Consider the following 20,191-nt stretch of genomic DNA (forward strand, 5'->3'; position numbering starts at 1 on the left):
GCATCAGGGCCGCCCTGCGGCCCTGACAGTGCTGTATGAACCACTCAGATCTCGACCTGCGTTCCCAGCTCGATCACCCGGTTCAACGGCAGGTTGAAGAAGCGCAGGTTGCCGTTGGCATTCTTCAGCAAGAACGCGAACAGGTTGCCCCGCCAGCGCGACATCCCCTCCAGCCGTGACGCGATCACCGTCTCGCGACTAAGGAAGTAGGTGGTGCGCATCGGCGTGAAGTCCAGGCCTTCCAGATGGCACAGCTTCAACGCGGCAGGCACGTCCGGCTCATCCATGAACCCAAAGTGCAGCAACACACGGAAGAATCCGTCGCCATAGGCTTCCACCTCGAAACGCTCATGTTCCGGCACCCGGGGCCGGTCTTCGCTGACCACAGTCAGCAGCACCACCTGGCTGTGCAGCACCTGGTTGTGCAACATGTTGTGCAACAGCGCATGCGGCACGGCATCGGAGCGTGCAGTCAGAAACACTGCCGTACCCTCGACCCGGTGCGGTGGCTGAATACGGATGCTGCTGATGAACAATGGCAATGGCAGCGCACCTTCATCGATGCGCTCGACCAGAATCTGCTTGCCGCGCTTCCAGGTGCTCATCAGCAGGAACAGCACACCGCCGGCCAACACCGGGAAGGCACCACCCTGGGCGATTTTCGGCACGTTGGCGGCGAAAAACAGCCCGTCGACAAACAGGAAGCCGACCAGAATCGGCACTGCGAGCAGCGGCGGCCACTTCCACAGCAGCAGCATCACCGCGGATACCAGAATGGTGGTCATCAGCATGGTACCGGTGACCGCAACCCCATAGGCAGCCGCCAGAGCGCCCGACGACCCGAAGCCGATGACCAACAGCACCACGCCCACCATCAGCGTCCAGTTCACCGCACCAATGTAGATCTGCCCCTGCTCGTCGCTTGAGGTGTGCTGAATGTGCATACGTGGGATGTAGCCCAGCTGGATGGCCTGACGGGTCAGGGAGAAGGCCCCGGAAATCACCGCCTGCGAGGCGATAACCGTGGCCATGGTTGCCAGCCCGACCAAGGGCAGCAGCGCCCAGTCCGGTGCCAGCAGGTAGAACGGGTTTCGCGCGGCCTCCGGGTTTTGCAGCAGCAGTGCACCCTGGCCAAAATAGTTGAGCAGCAGCGCCGGTAGCACCAGGAGGAACCAGGCCCGGGCAATCGGCTTGCGGCCAAAGTGCCCCATGTCGGCGTACAGCGCCTCGGCACCGGTCAGCGCCAGCACGACCGCGCCGAGAATGGCCACGCCGATGCCTGGGTGCACCACGAAGAAGTTGACTGCCCAGCCCGGGTTGAACGCCTTGAGCACTTCCGGGCTCTGCGAGATGCCATGCACACCCAACGCGCCCAGCGCCACGAACCAGGTAACCATGATCGGACCAAACAGCTTGCCGATCTTCTCGGTGCCGTGCCGCTGCACCAGGAACAGTGCCACCAGCACCACCAGCGAAATTGGCACCACCCAATGGTCGATACCGTCGAAGGCCAGGCCTACGCCCTCCACCGCCGACAGCACCGACACCGCCGGGGTGATCATACTGTCACCATAGAACAGCGAAGCGCCGATCAAGCCACAGATCACCATCAGCGTGCGCAGCCGCGGGTAGGCCGCCGTGGCCCGCCGCGCCAGTGCAGTCAGCGCCATGGTGCCGCCCTCACCCTGGTTATCAGCACGCAAGATGAACATCACGTACTTGAACGACACCACCCACAGCAGCGACCACAGGATCAGCGACAGGATCCCCAGCACGCCATCATGGTTGACCGAGACCCCATAGCCGCCGGTAAAGACCTCCTTGAGGGTATACAACGGACTTGTGCCGATATCGCCATAAACCACGCCGACCGCCGCCACGAGCAGGCCCACCGACCGCGATGCCCCCTGCTTCCCCTCGTGCCCGTCCTCAGCGTGACTGCTTGCCTGAACCATCGACCACTCCTGCAAACGGCCCTCACGGCCCTTGGTAATCACTTTGCCACCAGGCCCTTGAGGCACCCCGGCGCAACGGCGCGAAGCATAGCGCAGCGTTCGTCGTATTTCTGCTGGTCAAGCGCCCTTGCGCTCGCTAGAATTGCGCACTTTTTGATCAGAGGCGCCAAAAGCGCCCGTCAAGTTCGCCCCCGATTCCGGCCGGGCGACCTGCATTCAATACCGAGGTTAGTCATGTCCACCACGCCCGCCACCCCCAAGGTAGGTTTCGTAAGCCTGGGTTGCCCAAAAGCCTTGGTCGACTCTGAACGCATCCTGACCCAGCTGCGCATGGAAGGCTATGAAGTCGTGCCCACCTACGAGGACGCCGACGTGGTGGTGGTCAACACCTGCGGCTTCATCGACAGCGCCAAGGCCGAATCGCTGGAAGTGATCGGCGAAGCGATCAAGGAAAACGGCAAGGTCATCGTTACCGGCTGCATGGGCGTCGAGGAAGGCAACATCCGTGACGTGCATCCAAGCGTGCTGTCGGTCACCGGCCCACAGCAGTACGAGCAGGTAGTCAACGCGGTGCACGAAGTGGTGCCGCCGCGTCAGGACCACAACCCGCTGATCGACCTGGTGCCGCCACAGGGCGTCAAGCTGACCCCGCGCCACTATGCCTACCTGAAGATCTCCGAAGGCTGCAACCACAGCTGCAGCTTCTGCATCATCCCGTCGATGCGCGGCAAGCTGGTCAGCCGCCCGGTGGGTGAAGTGCTGAGTGAGGCCGAGCGCCTGGTCAAGGCCGGGGTCAAGGAGATCCTGGTGATTTCCCAGGACACCAGCGCCTACGGCGTCGACGTCAAGTACAAGACCGACTTCTGGAACGGCCGCCCGGTCAAGACCCGCATGCTCGAGCTGTGCGAAGCGCTGAGCAGCTTGGGCGCCTGGGTACGCCTGCACTATGTGTACCCTTACCCGAACGTTGACGACGTGATCCCGCTGATGGCTGCCGGCAAGATCCTGCCGTACCTGGACATCCCGTTCCAGCACGCCAGCCCGAAAGTGCTCAAGTCGATGAAGCGCCCTGCCTTCGAAGACCGCACCCTGGCACGCATCAAGAACTGGCGCGAGCAATGCCCTGAGCTGGTGATCCGCTCCACCTTCATCGTCGGCTTCCCGGGCGAGACCGAGGAAGACTTCCAGTACCTGCTGGACTGGCTGACCGAAGCCCAGCTCGACCGCGTGGGCTGCTTCCAGTACTCGCCGGTAGAAGGCGCCCCGGCCAACGAACTGGGCCTGGAAGAAGTACCGGACGACGTCAAGCAGTCGCGCTGGGACCGTTTCATGGCCCACCAGCAGGCCATCAGTGCTGCCCGCCTGCAATTGCGCATCGGCAAGGAAATCGACGTGCTGATCGACGAAGTTGAAGAACAAGGCTCGGTTGGCCGCAGCTTCTTCGATGCGCCGGAAATCGACGGCAGCGTGTTCATCGATGGCGACCATGGTTTCAAGCCCGGCGACAAAGTGCGTTGCCGTGTGGTGGATGCCGACGAATACGACATGTGGGCTGAACCCATCTAAAACGGCTGAAGCCAGCAAAGCCCCTGCCCCGGCGTTCTCCATTAGGGAATGACCGGCGCAGGGGCTTTTTTGTCAGAACGTGTGAAACAGCATCAGGCCGCCCTCGGCATCCGGGCTGGCATCCGAGAAGCCTTTGACTGCGTAAAGTTGGACTTTCCACTGCGGGTTGAGCTTGTGGGTGAGGAACAGGGTAAGTTCCTTGATCTGCGCCCCGGTCGAGACCACTTTCTGCCGCCAATCGTAGGAGGCGCCGGCCGAAGTACCGACCGCCACCGGCAGGGCAAAACCGAGGCTGGCAAATACCGGGTCGTCGAAATCGCTATCGGGCGGGTCGCCGAATTTCTTCCAACCCAGTGTCGCGAAGCCGGTGACCGGGCCAAAGCCCTTGGTGATGTCGACCTGGGTGGTGTAGTCGTACTGTCCGGTGCCCAGGCACTGGTCTTCGTCGGCGGTGGGGAATTTGACCTTGCCGATCAGGTCCAGCATCAGGCCGCCGTCACTACCATCTAGCAATGCATAGGCGACGCTGGCAACCGTGTCACCCAACCCGCTTTCCACGTCTCGGCAACCACCGGGCAAGGGGTCACCATTGGGGCCGACTTCGGGGTTGGTGATACGCAACCAGGGCACGGTAACCTTGTAGGTCATGGGGCCGTTCTCATACTTGCCGACCACCGGCAAGTACCAGATTTCCGACGTGGTGCCGGTGCCATAGTCGCCACTTGAATAGTCCATGCCAATAGCGGCACTGAAGGTATCAGCCAGCACCGACACACAGGTGCATGAGAGCAAACAGGCGAAAAGAGGGAGCGAGGGTTTCATTTGCACCTCAGTACGCTTTCGGGAAGCATGGTCGGACTTTCCCAGCCTAGTTGGCTAACGCCCGGATCGCTCTGGATGCTCGACTTTTTCCACCTTCTCAACTCTCTCTGGTAACTCCACCTTCTCGACCTTTTCGACCCGTTCAGGTTTTTCGACCTTCTCGACTTTTTCGACCTTCTCGACTTTTTCGACCTTCTCGACTTTTTCGACCTTCTCGACCCTCTCGACCTTCTCGACCTTCTCGACCTTCTCGACCTTCTCGACTTTGTCGGGTTTTTCGACTTTGTCGGGTTTTTCGACCTTCTCTACTTTTTCAACCTTCCCGGTTTTTTCGACTTCAACCTTTTCAACCCGATCGGAGCTTCCGCTGTTGCTGCGGGCCGACTGCTCCAAGGTGTCGCGGTGTGCCGACGTTCCCGACTTGTCAACGCTGCCATGGCTACCGGAGCCGTCGACGGCGCTGCGCCCACTGTGGTCATCACTGCTTTCATCGCGTTCGTTGGTCGCATCGCTTGCGCCATGACCGCTGCTGGAACCGCCGGAGCTGCTTTTGTCATGCTCACTACCTTGCCCCGACTGGCTTCTGCCGGGATTGTCTACACGGTCATCCTGGAATTCCACGCGGGTTGCCCGCAGCTCATGAGTACCATTGAGCACCCCGCTCACCCGCACACGTTGATCGAGCGCCAACGCCGTTGGCTGCCTGCCGACAATTACGGTGCCCTGCCCCAACGTCACATTGATACCTGCGACCACCAACTGCCGAGCTTGTGTGCGCTGCACCAGCCCTTCAACCACCGCCTGCTGGACACGGCCATCAAAAGGCAGGCTCGGGTCGGGACGGGTTTGCGCCACTTCAAGCTGGCGCCCGGTCCACTGGCCGCGTACCAGCAATTCACGAGCAGGCGCCACACGGGTACCCAACTTCAGCCCCTGAAGGCTGCCAGTGCGATCAACCGCGCCGATGGCGCTGGCCTCCCTCAACCCCGGTGCCCGTTCGATGCGGGTGGCCACTACTTCTCCCCGGGCATCGCGCAGGCCGCTGACCCTCACGGGCTCACCAGGGCGCAGCCCTTCAGCCACCCGCGCGCCAGCGGCCAACCGCACAGGTTGCCCCATGACCCGCAGGGGGGCCGAGGCATTGGGCAGCGCCGTCAATGGCCCTTCGAAGACGTTGAGGATCGAAATGCGCCCTGCTTGCAGGCCGCGCTGGGTGGCGAATGCCTCCACCGCCACCACCTGCCCGATCGCCAGCTGACCACTGCTGGCAGGTGCGCCGTTTTCACTCACCGGTACGTCCTTGCCATAGTGCACTTCCATGCCATTGACGCAGATCGAGGCGAATCCGGTGATGGTACCGACGATGCCAGTCCCTCCAGTACCGCCCGGGTGCAGGATCGGCGTACCGGTACCGTCCACACCATCCGCCACTGCACCTGTGCCGCCTGTACCCCCAGGGCGTTGCTGGACTGGGGCACCGGTGCCACCGACGCCGCCATTTTCATTGCGCACACCGGTGCCGCCCATGCCGCCGGGAAACTGCAGACTCGCGGCACCGGCCATACCCACTTCGTCACGGCTGACACATACCGGCGCTGCAGCCACCTCGCCCGGGACCATCAGGTTCCACCCGAAAACCAGGGCAAACGTGAAAGCACTGAGGTAGCGCACAAAAAGTGTCATGGCCCGGGTGTCTTCGACGGATCGGAATCGGTAGCTTCAGTGTAGAAATAAAGCCCGACAGTGATGCGCTGACGTTGTTCGATACCGGGCTCATCAACACTCTCCAACTCAGCTGCAAGTCGGCTGAAGGCAAGTAGTGTCTGCATGCCATCCTTGGCTACCACGTCACGCAGATGCTCGACGCTGGCCGGGCTCAAGGCATCGTAGTGCACGCTACGCTCAAAAAACGGCTGGCCTTCGCCGCTGAGGTTATGCACCGCAGCACAGGCATGGTCATGCAGGTTGTGGCCGAAATACGCAGCCTTTTCATCAAAGCCCTTCTGTGGCACAAATGCATGGGCTTCCAGGTGCACGCAATCCTGCTCATCGAGCCGCACGACGCCCAGGCGCAGCCATTCGTCCAGCACCACCCGACCGCGGATATCGGTGCTGACCCTGGCGACCAGGGCATCGAATGAGCAATCGCCACCCACACTGGCTAGCCGTGCAAGCGCCCTCGCCTGGCCGGGCGCCGAGCAGAATGGTGGGGTGTTGGTCCACACATTGACCAGCTGTGCACCTAGCGTGATGTTATCCGGCAGGGTCGTAAGTGCAGTGTCACCCTCATTACGCAGCCGCCGGACATCTTTACGATGTACGCCTGTAAGCAGGCTGATACGGCTGTCGGTTGGCGCAGTGTCGTTCAGGCGAAACTCGCGATGGGCTACATCGACGAACACCTGCTTGAGCAGGTCGGTGAACATCGTGTAGGTGACCCCTTTGCGCAGCATCAGGCGCACCAGCGGGCGCATGACACGCCGCAGCGCACTCAGCATCGACGGGGGTAAAACAGGCGATTGCATTGAGGGCATTCCTTGACAGAGGCACCCAGTATAAAGCGAGGGAATAAATCCCACGCAAACCGCAATCATGTCCCGGCATGGACTAGGAAAAAGCTGTCAGCGCTCATTGGAAATGACGTGACAAAGGCAGGCAGGCCAGAACCTGCTCATACAAAACCCGTCCGCTGGGTTTTGTATGGACCACTTCGGATCAGTACCAATCAGCTTCTGCTGTTGTCATCCCCGGCCTCGCCACCGGCATGAACACCGTGGTCATCACCCGGTTCGCCACCCACATGGTTGCCGTGATCATCACCAGGTTCACCACCAACGTGATTACCGTGATCATCCCCAGGCTCACCGCCGACATGATTACCATGATCGTCACCTGCTTCAGCATGGTTGCTGCTGCGCCCAGCGTTTGAATTGCCGTCGTGGCCACTGCCACTGTTGCCGGCATGGCCACCACCGTCACCGCCGCTGCCGTGGCCACCACTTCCGCTTCCGCTGCCACCATGGCCACCGCCTCCCCCACTTCCACCGCCACCGTGACCACCGCCTCCACCACTTCCGCCGCCACCGTGACCACCGCCTCCACCACTTCCGCCGCCACCGTGACCACCGCCTCCACCACTTCCGCCGCCACCGTGACCACCGCCGCCGCCACTTCCACCGCCACCATGGCCACCACCGCCTCCCCCATGACCGCCACCGCCGCCGCCGCCGCCGCCGCCATCTTTAGCGTAAGCACTGGTGCCATGAGAAATCGAGTCAGGGATCAAGGCAATGGACATCGACAACACGCCAGCTACAGCTGCCGCGAGTAACGCCTTCTTGAACAGCAGGTGGATTTGCATAGTCCGTCTCCAGGTCTTCGCCACGAGAACGCCAAATCAGTCAGGAATCCAGTTTCAGATTGAACTTATATTTACGTGGGATTTTTTCCCACGCTTTATTAATAGACCGTCACTCCCCAGGTCTCAAGCGCCAAGCGAACAAGCCGACCGGTGGTTGGCCTGCTATGTTTTCCCTATCGCCCCAGAGGAACGCCGGCATGCCTGCGCTACTGACGCTGCAAACCCCGCGCTTAAGCGACTACAGCGAGCTGGTACAAGTGTGGGAGGATTCGGTACGTGCCACCCACGACTTTCTGCCAGAGGGCTATATCCTGCTGCTGCGCGAACATGTGCTGCGCCGTTATCTCGACGCAGTGATGCTGGTCTGCTGCAAGGACCGCCAGCGCATCTGTGGTTTCGCCGGTGTCGCCAACGGGCGGGTGGACATGCTGTTCGTCGCACCTGGCTACCGTGGCCAAGGGGTAGGCAAGCGCCTGCTGCGCTATGCCATCAGCGAACTGAATGCCGAGTACCTTGACGTCAACGAACAGAACCCGAAAGCGCTGGGCTTCTACCTGCATGAAGGTTTCGAGGTCATCGGCCGTTCGGAAACCGACGGCCTGGGCCAGCCCTATCCTCTGCTGCACATGAGGCTAATGCGTACAGTGACTTGAGGCGGCGCCTGAATGTGCTGCGCTACGTGTCCAAAATGGCGCATCTGACACAGATTCCCATCATCTACCGCTTGCAGGCAGGTACAATGGAGGCCTTTCCCTGCCTTGCGAATTGCCCCATGTCCGAACCCGTCCGCCTGTCCAAACGCCTCATCGAGCAGCTCGGCTGCTCCCGCCGCGAGGCCGAGCAGTACATTGAAGGAGGCTGGGTAACGGTCGATGGCGTGGTGGTCGAGCAACCGCAGTTCAAGGTCGAGCAGCAGCGCGTCGAGCTACTGCCGGGCGCCCGTGCCGAAACCCTGGAACCGGTGACCCTGCTGCTGAACCAGCCAGCCGGCATGGACAGTGAAGTCGCCCGCGCCAGCATGAACATGGGCAGCCTCAGCGAAGCCCACCGCGAAGGCGTGCGCGCCCTGCACGGGCATTTTGCCCGGCAGGCCTGCGTGGCACCGCTGGAGCGTGGCGCCAGCGGCCTGCAGGTGTTTACCCAGGACTGGCGGGTATCCCGCAAGATCGAGGCTGACCTGCGTCGCCTGGAACAGGAGTTCATCATTGAAGTGCGCGGCGAAACCACCCCCCAGGCGCTGGAACGCCTGGCGCGTGGGGCCATGCGCAATGACCGCGAATTGCCTAAGGCCAAGGCCAGCTGGCAGAACGAGACACACCTGCGCATGGTATTGAAAAACCCACAACCAGGGCAGATTTCCGAACTATGCGCCTACCTGCGCCTGGAGCTTTTAGGCATGCGACGCATTCGCCTGGGTGGTGTGTCGATGGGCAAGCTGCCCTTGGCCCAATGGCGCTACCTGGCTACCTCCGAACGTTTCTAAGCAATACGCCGCGCTGGAACGCGCGGCACCTGAACAGGATTCTGCTGCAATGAACCACAACGACGTCCTGCGCAGCCTGCGCTACATGCTCAAGGTGAACGACGCCAAGATGGCCGAGATCATCGGGCTCTCTGGCCTCGAAGTGCATCCTCTGGTGCTGGCCACCTACCTGAAAAAAGAAGAAGAGGAAGGCTTCGTGCGCTGCCCGGAACGGGTGATGGCGCACTTCCTTGACGGCCTGGTGATCTACCGCCGAGGCAAAGACGATAGCCGCCCGCAGCAGCCGATCGAGCTGCCGGTAACCAACAACCTGATCCTCAAGAAGCTGCGTGTGGCCTTTGAGCTCAAGGAAGACGACCTGCACGCGATTCTCAAGTCGGTCAACTTCCCGGTCAGCAAACCTGAGCTCAGCGCGCTGTTCCGCAAGGCTGGCCACGACAACTACCGCCCGTGTGGCGACCAGTTGATGCGCAACTTCCTCAAGGGCCTGACCCTGCGCGTGCGCGGCTGAGTGGCCATGCAGCATACGGTTGTCCCGGTCGGCATCGTCCATTCCTGTTTCAAGGAAAAGTTTGCCATTCCGCGCCAGCCACAGCTGGCACCTGCCGCCCGTGGCGTACTCGAACTGTTGCCGCCGTTCGATCAAGGTGACGCGGTCGAAGGCCTGGAGCAGGTCAGCCATGTCTGGCTGCTGTTTCTGTTCCACCAGGCCCTGGAAGAAAAGCCGCGCCTGAAAGTGCGACCACCGCGTCTGGGCGGCAACAAGAGCATGGGGGTGTTCGCCACCCGCGCCACCCACCGGCCCAACGGTATCGGCCAGTCGGTAGTACGCCTGGAGGGCGTGGAGCCCGGGCGCCTGCTGCTGTCCGGGATCGACCTGCTCGACGGCACGCCGGTGCTGGACATCAAGCCGTATGTGCCCTATGCCGACAGCATCGCTGGCGCCAGCAACCAGATGGCCAACGCAGCGCCGGTGGCAATTGCCGTGCACTGGGCCGACAACGCCCTGCTCCAGGCCCGCGAGCATGCGCTGCGCCTGAGCGAGCCGCTGGTGGAACTGATCGAGCAATGCCTGGCGCAGGACCCACGGCCGGCCTACCAGATACCACCGGCCGAGCGGGTGTACGGGGTGAAGTTCTGGGACGTGCAAGTAAGGTGGCATTACCCGCAACCGGACGTCATCCGGGTGTTGGAAGTGGTACTGGGCTGAGGGCCACGGGCTTCGCCCGTGTTCGCGGGCAAGCCCGCTCCCACAGGGATCGCGCCAGCTTTTAGAAATTGAGCAAGACAGTTGCTCCCACAAGGGACCGCGCAGACACGAAAAAGGCGACCTTGGGTCGCCTTTCTCATTTCAACTAGCTATCAACGAGCCGGGCCTTCAGCAACGCCCAGGTCGTCGGTCGGGCGGGTATCGATCAACGGCGCACCACCGGAGGCCAATTCCGAAGCCAGCTTGTCGTCGTCCATTTCCTTGACCCACTTGGCCACCACCACGGTGGCAACGGCGTTGCCCACCAGGTTGGTCAGGGCGCGGGCTTCGGACATGAAGCGGTCGATGCCGAGGATCAGCGCCAGGCCGGCAACCGGCAGGTGGCCAACAGCCGACAGGGTCGCGGCCAGCACGATGAAGCCCGAACCGGTAACGCCGGCAGCACCCTTGGAAGCCACCAGCAGTACCAGCAGCAGGGTGATCTGGTGAGTGATGTCCATGGTGGTGTCAGTGGCCTGAGCGATGAACACCGCAGCCATGGTCAGGTAGATCGAGGTACCGTCCAGGTTGAACGAGTAGCCGGTAGGGATAACCAGGCCGACTACCGATTTCTTGGCACCCAGGCGCTCCATCTTGGCCAGCATGCGCGGCAGGGCCGACTCCGAGGACGAAGTACCCAGCACGATCAGCAGTTCTTCACGGATGTAGCGGATCAGCTTGAGCACGCTGAAGCCGTGGGCACGGCAGATACCGCCCAGCACCACCAGTACGAACAGCAGGCAGGTGATGTAGAAGCAGGCCATCAGGTAGCCCAGTTGCACCAGCGAGCCAACACCGTACTGGCCGATGGTGAAGGCCATGGCGCCAAACGCGCCGACCGGGGCCAGCTTCATGATCATGTTGATGATGTTGAACATGACATGGGCGAAGCGGTCGATCAGGTCCAGCACCGGCTTGCCGTAGCTGCCCAGGCGGTGCAGGGCGAAACCGAACAGCACCGAGAACATCAGCACTTGCAGGATGTCGCCGTTGGCGAAGGCGCCGACGACCGTATTGGGGATGACGTTAAGCAGGAAACCGACGGTGGTCTGCTGCGAGCCGGCGGCGGCGTAGGCAGCCACGCTACTGGCGTTCAGGGTGCTGACGTCGATGTGCATGCCAGCGCCTGGCTTGACCACGTTGACGACGACGAGGCCAATGATCAGCGCGATGGTGGAGACGATTTCAAAGTACAGCAACGCGTAGCCGCCGGTTTTGCCGACCGACTTCATGCTCTGCATGCCGGCAATGCCGCTGACCACGGTACAGAAGATGATCGGGGCGATGACCATCTTGATCAGTTTGACGAAGCCGTCACCCAAGGGTTTGAGGGCAACGCCCGTTTCCGGGTAGTAGTGGCCGAGCAGGATGCCGATGGTGATGGCGACCAACACCTGAACATACAGGGATTTGTACAGCGGCTGACGTGTCGTCATGGCTAATTTTCCTCAAGTGTGCCGGTTCACCCTTTCCAGGGTAATGGGGCACCTGAATCGCTAACCCTCCTGCACTTGGAGGGATTTGTCGTTGTGTTCGAGCTGCCTGGGCAGGCCTCTGCGAGGATCAATAGCAAGGGTGGTGCCAAAATGCCCATGAAGGGTGCAAAGCCCGTATTTGCTAGGGATAAATGCCCAACGACAGGGCGATATTCCCGGGACGGATTGGCGGATTTCCGCCCGGTGGCGGAATTTGTACAGGGAGGAATGGCGGAAATCCGCCCATTATGGATTGCCTGTGCCGGCCCATTCGCGGATTTACCTGCGGATGGGCCGGCACAGGCTGCGAGTCAATCCAGGTTGAAGGTGATTCTGAACGCGGCGCCCCCCAGCGGAGAATCGCCAAGGCTCAGCTCGGCGTCATAGCTGTCAACGATATCCTTGACCACCGCCAAGCCTATGCCCTGCCCCGGGTGCTGGCTGTCCAGCCGCTCCCCGCGCTCCAGAATGCGCTCGCGCTGGTCGGCGGGCACCCCCGGCCCATCGTCCTCGATGCACAAGGTCAGATACCCCGGCGCCTTCATCAGGCTCACCCGCACTTGGCCCAGGCTCAGCCGGTAGGCGTTCTCCAGCAGGTTGCCGAGCATTTCCAGCAACGCGCCCTGCTCCATCGGTACCTGCGCCGCATCCGGCAACTCCAGCACCACGTTCACACGTTTGTCCCGGTACACCTTGGCCAAGGTGCTGCACAGGCTGTCGAGCAACGGCCGCAGCAGTACGCTGTGGCGCACCAGGCCACTCTTGCGCAGGCTGGCGCGTTGCAGTTGATAGTCGATCTGCTGGCTCATGCGCTCGATCTGGCTTTGCAGCACCCGCGCCTGTTCGCGCTCGCCGCTGCGTTGCTGCAAGCTTTCACCCACACCCTGCAACACCGCCAGCGGCGTCTTCAGGCTGTGTGCCAGGTCGTCCAGCGAATCACGGTAGCGCGTGCGCTGCTCACGCTCACTGCGCAACAGACGGTTGAGCGAGCGGGTCAGGCGCAGCAACTCGCGTGGGTGCTCGCCGCTCAGGCCGTCACGCGCACCTGATTCCACTTCATCCAGTTCGTGGCTGAGGCGTCGCAACGAGCGCAGCCCCCAGGTCAGGCCTGCCCACAACAACACCATGAGCGCCAGCAATGCAGCGCCGAACCCCAGGTAGAGTTTTTCGCGCAGGCCATTGAGGGTGGCCTTGTACTCGCTCACGGGCTGCAGGGCGACAATGCTGTAGGCGGCGCTCTGCCCGCCCAGCAGTTTAATCTCGACGTCGTACACGAAGAACTCTTCGCCATCGGACTGGTGAATGCGGGCAAACTCGTTGCCGCGCCCGTCATAGCGCGGCCGGTAGTTGATGTGCCGCTCGGCGGTGGCACGCGACTGCCAGACCAGTTTGCCGTCGCGGTCAAAGATATAGCCGAGCAGGCCTGTGTAGGGCAGGTTGTAGCGCTCGTCCGGCAGCAGTGTCGGCATCTGCAACTGGCCATGCTCGATACGCGCAGCGGAAATCAGCGTGGTCACATCAGAGGCCAGACGCTGCTCGATCGACTCCTGCAGAGCCAGGCTGAAGGCCTTCTGCAAAGCCGGCAGCAGCGCCAGCATGAACAGCAGCGCCAACACTGCGGCGGCCAGCATCAGGCGCACCCGCAGCGAACGGATCATCGGCAGCGCTCAGTGAACAGGTAGCCCAGGCCGCGCACCGTGTCGATGGGCTTGAAACCGTGCTCGCCTTCAAGCTTGCGGCGCAGGCGGCCAACCAGCACTTCGATGACATTGGGGTCACGCTCTTCGTCACCTGGATACAACTGCTCCATCAGGCGATCCTTGGCCACCACCTGCTGGTGATGGCGCATGAGGTATTCGAGGATGCGGTATTCGTAGGCAGTCAGGGCCAAGGCTTGTTCGTCCAGGGTGGCCTGCTTGCGGTTGAGGTCAAGCACCAAGGGGCCAGCGGCGATGGTCGACTGGGTGAAACCACTGGAGCGGCGCAACAGGGCATTGAGCCGTGCTTCAAGCTCCTCGAACTGAAACGGCTTGACCAGGTAGTCGTCGGCACCGGCGGCCAGGCCCTCGACCTTGTCTTGCCAGTTGCCACGGGCCGTGAGGATGAGAATGGGGAAGGTCTTGTCCTGGCTGCGCAGGCGCGTGATCAGCTCCAGGCCGCTGATACCGGGCAGGCCCAGGTCGATGATGGCAAGGTCGAAATGGTACTGCTCGGCCTGGTACAGCGCTTCTTCGGCGTCAGCGACCGCCTCGACCACATGGCCGCTTTCGCCCAGGCGGGTGTAGAGGTGATGGCGAAGCAGGGCTTCGTCCTCGACCACCAGCAGTTTCATGTGCAGCTCCTTATATGTATTGCCTGTACCGGCCCTTTCGCGGGCACGCCCGCTCCCACAGCAATTGCACCGTTTCTGAAACTTGTGCAGCACCTGTGAAGCCAAAGGCACTGCACGGTTTCTGAGGTTTGCGCAGTACCTGTGATGCCAAAGGCACTGCACGGTTTCTGAGGTTTGTGCAGCACCTGTGGGAGCGGGCGCGCCCGCGAAGAGGCCAGTACAGGATAACGCGGCTCGTCCGTCAGAACTTGTATGAAGCAGCCAGGTAGGTCTGGGCGCTGCTGGTCAGACGCAGGGTGCCGTCCTTCGGCCCGCCATGTGCGCCCACCTCGGTCGCGGCATTGGTGCGCAGGTAACGGTAGCCCAGTTCGACCGAGGCCTTGTCGGTGATGTCCTGGATCACACCGGCCTGCAGGCCGTAGGCATAACCGTAGTCAGTATCCCGGCTGGCGCCTGGCGAGTCCTGGGTAAGCTTGGTTACACCCAGGCTGCCCCCACCGAACAGCTTGGTGGTATCGCCCACCGGCAGGAACAAGTCGTAGCTGCCCAGCAGGTTTTCCTGGCGCAACTTCAGGCCACTGTGGTCGCCCGAAACGTTGTCATAGGTCATGTAGTAGCGGCCCTGGTCGTTGATCTTGCCCAGACGCACACCCCAGGTATCGTCCTTGCCGATAATACCGTCGGCATTGAGGTGGTCGGTGTTGCGTTGCAGCAGGCCGGACTTGCGGACTTTGTCGCTGGTCTGGCCGTAGGTAAGGCTGGCGAAGTTGTCGTCCGCGGCCTGGGCGGTGGTGATGCCAGCGGCACAGACGGCCATGGCGGCAAGCAGGGTATTGAAGGTTTTCATGGCTGGGTACTCCAGTTGGGTGCGCTGTTTCGGTCTGGAAGCTAGAGTAATCAGGGCACCCTGAACCGCGACTGAACCCTGGCTGAACCCCGGCTGAACGAACCGAGAACAAAACAAGGAGTTGTGAACATGCGAGCCCTGCTGGCCCTGACCCTGATGTGCAGCGCCGCCCTCGCCCAAGCGGCGGTAGTGACCCGTGAAATTCCTTATCAGGACGACGATGGCAACCGCCTCGTCGGCTACTACGCCTACGATGATGCGCTGGACGGCAAACGCCCAGGCATCGTTGTGGTGCATGAATGGTGGGGCCTGAACGACTATGCCAAGCGTCGTGCGAGAGATCTCGCCGCCCTGGGCTACAAGGCACTGGCGATCGACATGTACGGCGATGGCAAGCACACCGAGCACCCGCAGGATGCCCAGGCATTCATGGCCGCAGCGATGAAGGACCCGGCCGCGGCAGCAGCGCGCTTCAACGCGGGCCTGGACCTGTTGAAAAAGCAGCCGAATGTGAACAAGCATCAACTGGGCGCTATCGGCTACTGTTTTGGCGGCAAGGTAGTGCTCGATGCGGCACGCCGGGGAGAAAAGCTCGATGGCGTGGTGAGCTTCCATGGCGCGCTGGCCACCCAGTCCCCGGCAAAACCTGGCGTGGTGCGGGCCGATATCCTGGTCGAGCATGGTGCGGCGGACAGCATGGTCACCCCACAGCAGGTAGAGGCGTTCAAGGCCGAGATGGATGCGGCCAAGGTCAACTACCAGTTCGTCAACATTGATGGGGCCAAGCACGGCTTCACCAACCCCGATGCCGATCGGCTGAGCCATGGTGAGCATGGGGGGCCGGACATTGGCTATAACAAGGCAGCGGACGAGCGTTCCTGGGCGGATATGCAGGCGTTCTTCAAGAAGGTGTTCAAATAAAAGATTGTGCAATCGTTGTGGCAGCAACTGTCTTGCTCAATTTCTAAAAGCTGGCGCGATCTGTGTGGGAGCGGGCTTGCCCGCGAACACGGGCGAAGCCCGTGCCATCCACCGCGGTGTATTCTTCGCGGGTAGACCCGCTCCCACACGGATCGTTGTGATCTGCGCCATGTTTTCATGGCTGCGGTAAGTCATCCTGCCACGCCACCTCCCTTAGCGCCTGCACAGCTGGCACAATAGCCGCCATGAACACACTTCCCGCCTGCTGCGCCCCGCTCCAGCACCACTGGCCCCTGCCCCACCCATTGCCCGGCGCGGTGCTGGTCAGTTGCGCCTTCGACCCTGCCCACCTGGCAACCGACGACTTCCAGCGCGCCGGTATCGTGCCCAGCGCCAGCCTGCAACGCTCGGTCGCCAAGCGCCAGGCCGAGTACCTGGCCGGTCGCGTATGTGCCCGTGCCGCGCTGCAGCGCCTGGACGGTCGCGACTACGTCCCCGGCACCCATGAGGACCGCTCGCCCATCTGGCCCGCCGGTATTCATGGCTCGATCACTCACGGCAAGGGCTGGGCCGCCGCGGTGGTTGCCGACGAAAACAGCTGCCAAGGCCTGGGCCTGGATCAGGAAGCCTTGCTGGATGACGAACGCGCCGAGCGGCTTATGGGTGAAATCCTTATCCCGGCAGAGCTCGAACGCCTGGACCGCCGTCAGCTCGGCCTGACCGTTACCTTGACCTTTTCGCTGAAGGAAAGCCTGTTCAAGACCCTTTACCCGTTGACCCGTCAGCGCTTCTACTTCGAGCACGCCGAAGTGCTGGACTGGTCCAGCGAAGGCCTGGCGCGCCTGCGCCTGCTTGCCGACCTGTCGCCGCAGTGGCGACACGGCGCAGAGCTGCAAGGCCAGTTCTGCCTGCAGGACGGCCACCTGCTGAGTCTGGTCAGCGTCTGACCTTTACAGCGGTGCCTGCTGCCGCGGCCAGGTCAGGCTGAAGCAGGCTCCACCCAACGCGGCACTGCGCCCCACCGTAGCCCGACCCGCGTGCCAGTAGATGATCCGCCGTACGATCGACAAACCCAGGCCATGCCCGCCCGAAGCACGGGTACGGCTGTCATCGAGGCGGGTGAACGGTGTGAAAATGCGATCCCAGACCCCTTCGGGTATCCCGGGGCCGTCATCTTCCACATCGATGCGGCAGCGTTGCTGCCCCAACTGAAAGCTAAGGCGTACCTCGGACTCGGCATAGCGCATGGCATTGCCGACAAGGTTCTGCAGGGCCCGGTGCAAGTAGCGCGGCTCGGCCTCGACCCAGGCGCCTTCGGTATCCGCGCCCTGGCAGTCGCCGCGCACCACCCGCACCTCGGCACGTAAAGGTGCCAGCTCTTCGATCACTCGATCGAGCAAGGCATCCAGATCGACCCGCTGAAACTTCAAGGCCGGTGCGCCCTGCTCCAGGCGGGCGTAGGTCAGCATCTCGTCGACCAGCTTGTCGAGGTCCTGGATATCACCGTCCATGCCCGCCAGATGCTTTGCACGCATCTGTTCATTCGTGGCGCTTTCGATCATCTCCAGGCCAAAGCGCAGGCGCGCCACCGGCGTGCGCAGCTCGTGGGACACCGCTCGCACCAGCTCGCGCTGCATGGTCAGCGAACGCTGCAGGTGCTCGGCCATGCCATTGAAGGCAGCAGCCAGGCGCCCTACCGAGTCGGCGTCGCCGGCCGGTACACGGGTGTCCAGACTGCCCTGGGCGATGCGCGTGGCAGCAATCTCCAGGCCCGACACACGACGTTCCAGCTGACGCACCAGCAGGTAGACCACCAGGCCGATCAGGCACAGCCCCAGGAAGGCAATCAGGATCAGCAACTGCGGCGGATAAGGGTTGAGCTGGTACAGCGGGCCGATTTCCAGTACCCATGGCGAGCCCGTCAGCCCGGCGAAAACACGGATCGAGTCACCATCCTTGCCCAGCGCCATCACCGTGTCCCCCTCCTCCACCCGGCGCCGCTGGTCATCGTCCAGGCCGACCCGCTCGATACGTTGCAAGGCGACGCCAAAGCCGAAGCCTTTTTCCTGCTTGATCTGTGCCAGGCGTTGCTGCTGTTCGGTTACCGGGTAGCGCACCAGCTCGTCGGCCAGTAAATAGAGGGTGGCCCGCGCCAGTTGCTCGCTGATCTGTTTGATCTGCGCGACCAGCATCAGGTCTTCCTGGCCCACCTTGCGCAGCACTTGCGCCGCATGCGGGCCAATCCTCTCGACCACCACCAGGCCACGGTACAGGCGCGCCCGCTGGCCGCCGTCAAGGCTGCGTGCGCTCATCGGCTGCAGCGCCAACGGCACGCCAAGCAGGCGCTCCCAGATCAGCAGCGAACGCTTGCGTTGGGTTTCATTCTGCACTGCCAGGTTGTCGGCCATCAGGCTGAAGGTGCCTTGGGCCAGACCCTCGCGGTGCTGGGCAGCGCGCACTTCATTGACCAGGTGCAGGCTGAGCACGCCAAGCAGGGCCACCAGCACCAGCACGGCCAGCATGCCGCCGTAGATGCGCAGAAAGATCGAATTGTTCATGGCGCCTCGCCGACGAACAGGTAGCCTTTACTGCGCAGGGTCTTGATCAACCGCGGCTGAAGCGGGTCATCGCCGATCTTGGGGCGGATTTTCGAGATGCGGATGTCGATGGAGCGGTCCTGGCCGTCGTAGCCCACGCCACGCAGTGCGGTGAAGATCTGTTCACGGGACAGCACCCGGCCAGCGTTGCTGGCCAACAGCCAGAGCAGGTCGAATTCGGCGCCGGTCAGCTCGATCAACTGCTCGCCCAGGTGCGCCTCGCGCAGGCGGTTGTCGATACGCAGCGCACCGAAGGCCAGGTCCTGGCGCTTGCTGTCCACGGTTTCGCTGCGGCGCAACAGGGCCTGGATACGTGCCAGCAGCAGGCGTGGGCGTACGGGTTTGCAGACGTAGTCGTCGGCGCCCAGGTCCAGGCCCTGAACCTGGTCGAGTTCATCGCTGCGCGCGGTGAGCATGAGGATCGGCCCCTGATACTGGCTGCGCACCCGGCGGCAGATGCTCAGGCCGTCCTCGCCGGGCAGCATCAGGTCGAGGATGACCAGGTCGGGCTGGCTGTCGATGATGCGCCGGGCGGCGCGGGCACCATCACCCTCCACGCTGACCTCGAAGCCGTTGGCCTGCAGGTACTCGGCGGTCAGCTCGGCCAGGCGCTGGTCGTCTTCGACAATGAGGATGCGGGGTAGGGTTTGGTCCATGACTTTGGCCTTGTTTGTTCTTGGGATCGTGTCAGGGCAGCTGAGAGTATGACTGTAGATGGGTGGGGCCTGCGAGATCGAGCGCCACCCGCGCGGCGCATCGCGAGCGACGCTCGCTACAACGGCCTGGGTCCACCCCCCGATGTGTGCCCACCACCGATCAATGTGTAGGAGCGGGTTTACCCGCGAATACGGTGGCGGCGGCAACGGTGAACGGCAGGTGGAGATTGGCCAGCAGGCTCGGCCCTTTCGCGGGTAAACCCGCTCCTACAGGCGACCGCGCGCGGGGGAACCAGGATCTTCAGACATGCCCCCACCGTCCCCTCGACTGAACCGTTTTTTGTGATAGGGTTCGCGCCCGAAAAAAACTGCCCAAGGGCGTCACCTTGCAGAAAAATACTGCAAACCACTTGGCACAAGGCCTACAGCGAATACCCACCATTCACTCACAAAGTACGCACACGTTATCCACAGGCGCTCGCCTTGCAAAGCCCCCAATACCGCATTATCTTGTATCCCGATCGCAGTGAACCACTAGATATAGGGTTTCGTGCAAAATCACACACAAAAGTCAACCCGCAAGATCAAGCGATTTTCCGGGCGGAACTTGAGGTGATTTCAGCAGCCAAACCGCTCCTGCGGAGGCGACCGAGGCAAGCCCTTCCAGGGCCTTGTTCGGGCATGGGTGTTGCAGGCCAGGCCTGGCATCCATCAGCAACAGATTTTGGGCCCTGCCCAGAACCTTTGACTTCGGCCAGGGAGCGGCAAGCCATTGCCCCTTATTCCTGAGTCTGTCCCGAAGTCGGTACGCCCGTGCGGGCGGATGCGCATGCTTTGCGCATCCCCGCTGGGCCATCGAGCAAGTGGACGGAACGGTGGGCGCCCATAAGGCGCCTGAACAATATAGAAATTGTGGAGACACCCACC

18 protein-coding genes are annotated in these 20,191 nt (G+C 62.2%); 7 read left to right on the plus strand and 11 right to left on the minus strand.

Annotated features, from left to right (window positions below):
* Positions 1-44: 44 nt before the first annotated feature.
* Positions 45-1,955 (minus strand): potassium transporter Kup, encoded by a 1,911-nt coding sequence (locus ACF8RA_RS21950; RefSeq protein ID WP_392461650.1) that lies wholly within the window; start codon positions 1,953-1,955, stop codon positions 45-47.
* Positions 1,956-2,189: 234 nt separating this feature from the next.
* On the opposite strand from ACF8RA_RS21950, the gene rimO reads away from it, so the two are divergent.
* Positions 2,190-3,521, plus strand: coding sequence for a 30S ribosomal protein S12 methylthiotransferase RimO (gene rimO, locus ACF8RA_RS21955; protein WP_392488178.1), 1,332 nt, complete (start codon positions 2,190-2,192; stop codon positions 3,519-3,521).
* 72 nt (positions 3,522-3,593) lie between these two features.
* Here the strand turns inward: rimO and ACF8RA_RS21960 are convergent, their stop codons facing one another.
* The 4 genes from ACF8RA_RS21960 to ACF8RA_RS21975 form a co-directional block, all read right to left on the minus strand.
* Positions 3,594-4,343 (minus strand): hypothetical protein, encoded by a 750-nt coding sequence (locus tag ACF8RA_RS21960; protein ID WP_392488179.1) that lies wholly within the window; start codon positions 4,341-4,343, stop codon positions 3,594-3,596.
* Positions 4,344-4,397: 54 nt separating this feature from the next.
* Complete coding sequence (locus ACF8RA_RS21965) at positions 4,398-6,026, minus strand: DUF5666 domain-containing protein (RefSeq protein ID WP_392519572.1); 1,629 nt, start codon at positions 6,024-6,026, stop codon at positions 4,398-4,400.
* Complete coding sequence (locus ACF8RA_RS21970; protein WP_392488181.1) at positions 6,023-6,868, minus strand: DUF6502 family protein; 846 nt, start codon at positions 6,866-6,868, stop codon at positions 6,023-6,025. Before ACF8RA_RS21970 ends, ACF8RA_RS21965 begins: the two co-directional genes overlap by 4 nt.
* A 190-nt stretch (positions 6,869-7,058) precedes the next feature.
* Positions 7,059-7,607 carry a hypothetical protein gene (locus tag ACF8RA_RS21975; RefSeq protein ID WP_392519573.1) on the minus strand — a complete coding sequence of 183 codons (549 nt, stop codon included), beginning with the start codon at positions 7,605-7,607 and terminating at the stop codon, positions 7,059-7,061.
* Between the two features lie 294 nt (positions 7,608-7,901).
* Here ACF8RA_RS21975 and ACF8RA_RS21980 point away from each other — a divergent pair, with 294 nt between their 5' ends.
* From ACF8RA_RS21980 to tsaA, 4 genes are all read left to right on the plus strand, one after another.
* Positions 7,902-8,357 carry a GNAT family N-acetyltransferase gene (locus tag ACF8RA_RS21980; RefSeq protein WP_392488183.1) on the plus strand — a complete coding sequence of 152 codons (456 nt, stop codon included), beginning with the start codon at positions 7,902-7,904 and terminating at the stop codon, positions 8,355-8,357.
* A gap of 119 nt (positions 8,358-8,476) precedes the next feature.
* The gene (locus tag ACF8RA_RS21985) at positions 8,477-9,187 is read left to right on the plus strand and encodes an rRNA pseudouridine synthase (protein ID WP_176685111.1); all 711 of its coding nucleotides are present in this window, start codon (positions 8,477-8,479) and stop codon (positions 9,185-9,187) included.
* Positions 9,188-9,236: 49 nt separating this feature from the next.
* Positions 9,237-9,698: a DUF1456 family protein gene (locus ACF8RA_RS21990; protein WP_003254807.1), complete on the plus strand. Its 462-nt coding sequence runs from the start codon at positions 9,237-9,239 to the stop codon at positions 9,696-9,698.
* A 6-nt stretch (positions 9,699-9,704) separates the two neighbouring features.
* Positions 9,705-10,397 carry a tRNA (N6-threonylcarbamoyladenosine(37)-N6)-methyltransferase TrmO gene (tsaA, locus tag ACF8RA_RS21995; protein WP_101196305.1) on the plus strand — a complete coding sequence of 231 codons (693 nt, stop codon included), beginning with the start codon at positions 9,705-9,707 and terminating at the stop codon, positions 10,395-10,397.
* Between the two features lie 152 nt (positions 10,398-10,549).
* Here tsaA and ACF8RA_RS22000 read toward each other — a convergent pair whose 3' ends face one another.
* From ACF8RA_RS22000 to ACF8RA_RS22015, 4 genes are all read right to left on the minus strand, one after another.
* On the minus strand, positions 10,550-11,872 hold the full coding sequence (locus ACF8RA_RS22000) for a dicarboxylate/amino acid:cation symporter (protein WP_021783312.1): 1,323 nt from the start codon (positions 11,870-11,872) through the stop codon (positions 10,550-10,552).
* A 350-nt stretch (positions 11,873-12,222) separates the two neighbouring features.
* Positions 12,223-13,569 carry an ATP-binding protein gene (locus ACF8RA_RS22005; protein WP_176685112.1) on the minus strand — a complete coding sequence of 449 codons (1,347 nt, stop codon included), beginning with the start codon at positions 13,567-13,569 and terminating at the stop codon, positions 12,223-12,225.
* On the minus strand, positions 13,566-14,243 hold the full coding sequence (locus ACF8RA_RS22010) for a response regulator (RefSeq protein ID WP_176685113.1): 678 nt from the start codon (positions 14,241-14,243) through the stop codon (positions 13,566-13,568). Before ACF8RA_RS22010 ends, ACF8RA_RS22005 begins: the two co-directional genes overlap by 4 nt.
* Before the next feature lie 241 nt (positions 14,244-14,484).
* On the minus strand, positions 14,485-15,090 hold the full coding sequence (locus ACF8RA_RS22015) for an outer membrane beta-barrel protein (RefSeq protein WP_010952338.1): 606 nt from the start codon (positions 15,088-15,090) through the stop codon (positions 14,485-14,487).
* Between the two features lie 129 nt (positions 15,091-15,219).
* Between ACF8RA_RS22015 and ACF8RA_RS22020 the strand changes: the two genes are divergently transcribed.
* Both ACF8RA_RS22020 and ACF8RA_RS22025 read left to right on the plus strand, forming a co-directional pair.
* Positions 15,220-16,011: a dienelactone hydrolase family protein gene (locus ACF8RA_RS22020; protein WP_339443514.1), complete on the plus strand. Its 792-nt coding sequence runs from the start codon at positions 15,220-15,222 to the stop codon at positions 16,009-16,011.
* 245 nt (positions 16,012-16,256) lie between these two features.
* A complete protein-coding gene (locus ACF8RA_RS22025) occupies positions 16,257-16,958 on the plus strand; it encodes a 4'-phosphopantetheinyl transferase (RefSeq protein WP_392515241.1) in 702 nt (233 codons plus the stop codon).
* A 3-nt stretch (positions 16,959-16,961) separates the two neighbouring features.
* On the opposite strand, the gene ACF8RA_RS22030 is transcribed toward ACF8RA_RS22025, so the two are convergent.
* Together ACF8RA_RS22030 and ACF8RA_RS22035 are read right to left on the minus strand one after the other, a co-directional pair.
* A complete protein-coding gene (locus tag ACF8RA_RS22030) occupies positions 16,962-18,569 on the minus strand; it encodes an ATP-binding protein (RefSeq protein WP_176685116.1) in 1,608 nt (535 codons plus the stop codon).
* Positions 18,566-19,264, minus strand: coding sequence for a response regulator transcription factor (locus ACF8RA_RS22035; RefSeq protein ID WP_176685117.1), 699 nt, complete (start codon positions 19,262-19,264; stop codon positions 18,566-18,568). The genes ACF8RA_RS22030 and ACF8RA_RS22035 overlap by 4 nt, the downstream gene beginning before the upstream one ends.
* Positions 19,265-20,191: the final 927 nt, after the last annotated feature.

It is taken from the genome of Pseudomonas sp. FYR_5 (assembly GCF_043106315.1).
In the GTDB taxonomy this organism is placed as follows: domain Bacteria; phylum Pseudomonadota; class Gammaproteobacteria; order Pseudomonadales; family Pseudomonadaceae; genus Aquipseudomonas; species Aquipseudomonas putida_Y.

Excerpts from the sequence above, each read along its gene's own strand:
- ACF8RA_RS22030 (WP_176685116.1), bottom strand. The coding sequence starts at position 18,569 with ATGAACAATTCGATCTTTCTGCGCATCTACGGCGGCATGCTGGCCGTG.
- ACF8RA_RS21960 (WP_392488179.1), bottom strand. The coding sequence starts at position 4,343 with ATGAAACCCTCGCTCCCTCTTTTCGCCTGTTTGCTCTCATGCACCTGT.
- ACF8RA_RS22000 (WP_021783312.1), bottom strand. The coding sequence starts at position 11,872 with ATGACGACACGTCAGCCGCTGTACAAATCCCTGTATGTTCAGGTGTTG.
- ACF8RA_RS21965 (WP_392519572.1), bottom strand. The coding sequence starts at position 6,026 with ATGACACTTTTTGTGCGCTACCTCAGTGCTTTCACGTTTGCCCTGGTT.
- ACF8RA_RS22025 (WP_392515241.1), top strand. The coding sequence starts at position 16,257 with ATGAACACACTTCCCGCCTGCTGCGCCCCGCTCCAGCACCACTGGCCC.
- tsaA (WP_101196305.1), top strand. The coding sequence starts at position 9,705 with ATGCAGCATACGGTTGTCCCGGTCGGCATCGTCCATTCCTGTTTCAAG.
- ACF8RA_RS21985 (WP_176685111.1), top strand. The coding sequence starts at position 8,477 with ATGTCCGAACCCGTCCGCCTGTCCAAACGCCTCATCGAGCAGCTCGGC.
- ACF8RA_RS21950 (WP_392461650.1), bottom strand. The coding sequence starts at position 1,955 with ATGGTTCAGGCAAGCAGTCACGCTGAGGACGGGCACGAGGGGAAGCAG.
- ACF8RA_RS22010 (WP_176685113.1), bottom strand. The coding sequence starts at position 14,243 with ATGAAACTGCTGGTGGTCGAGGACGAAGCCCTGCTTCGCCATCACCTC.
- rimO (WP_392488178.1), top strand. The coding sequence starts at position 2,190 with ATGTCCACCACGCCCGCCACCCCCAAGGTAGGTTTCGTAAGCCTGGGT.
- ACF8RA_RS21970 (WP_392488181.1), bottom strand. The coding sequence starts at position 6,868 with ATGCAATCGCCTGTTTTACCCCCGTCGATGCTGAGTGCGCTGCGGCGT.
- ACF8RA_RS21975 (WP_392519573.1), bottom strand. The coding sequence starts at position 7,607 with ATGGCACCAGTGCTTACGCTAAAGATGGCGGCGGCGGCGGCGGCGGCG.
- ACF8RA_RS22005 (WP_176685112.1), bottom strand. The coding sequence starts at position 13,569 with ATGATCCGTTCGCTGCGGGTGCGCCTGATGCTGGCCGCCGCAGTGTTG.
- ACF8RA_RS21990 (WP_003254807.1), top strand. The coding sequence starts at position 9,237 with ATGAACCACAACGACGTCCTGCGCAGCCTGCGCTACATGCTCAAGGTG.
- ACF8RA_RS22015 (WP_010952338.1), bottom strand. The coding sequence starts at position 15,090 with ATGAAAACCTTCAATACCCTGCTTGCCGCCATGGCCGTCTGTGCCGCT.
- ACF8RA_RS22020 (WP_339443514.1), top strand. The coding sequence starts at position 15,220 with ATGCGAGCCCTGCTGGCCCTGACCCTGATGTGCAGCGCCGCCCTCGCC.
- ACF8RA_RS21980 (WP_392488183.1), top strand. The coding sequence starts at position 7,902 with ATGCCTGCGCTACTGACGCTGCAAACCCCGCGCTTAAGCGACTACAGC.
- ACF8RA_RS22035 (WP_176685117.1), bottom strand. The coding sequence starts at position 19,264 with ATGGACCAAACCCTACCCCGCATCCTCATTGTCGAAGACGACCAGCGC.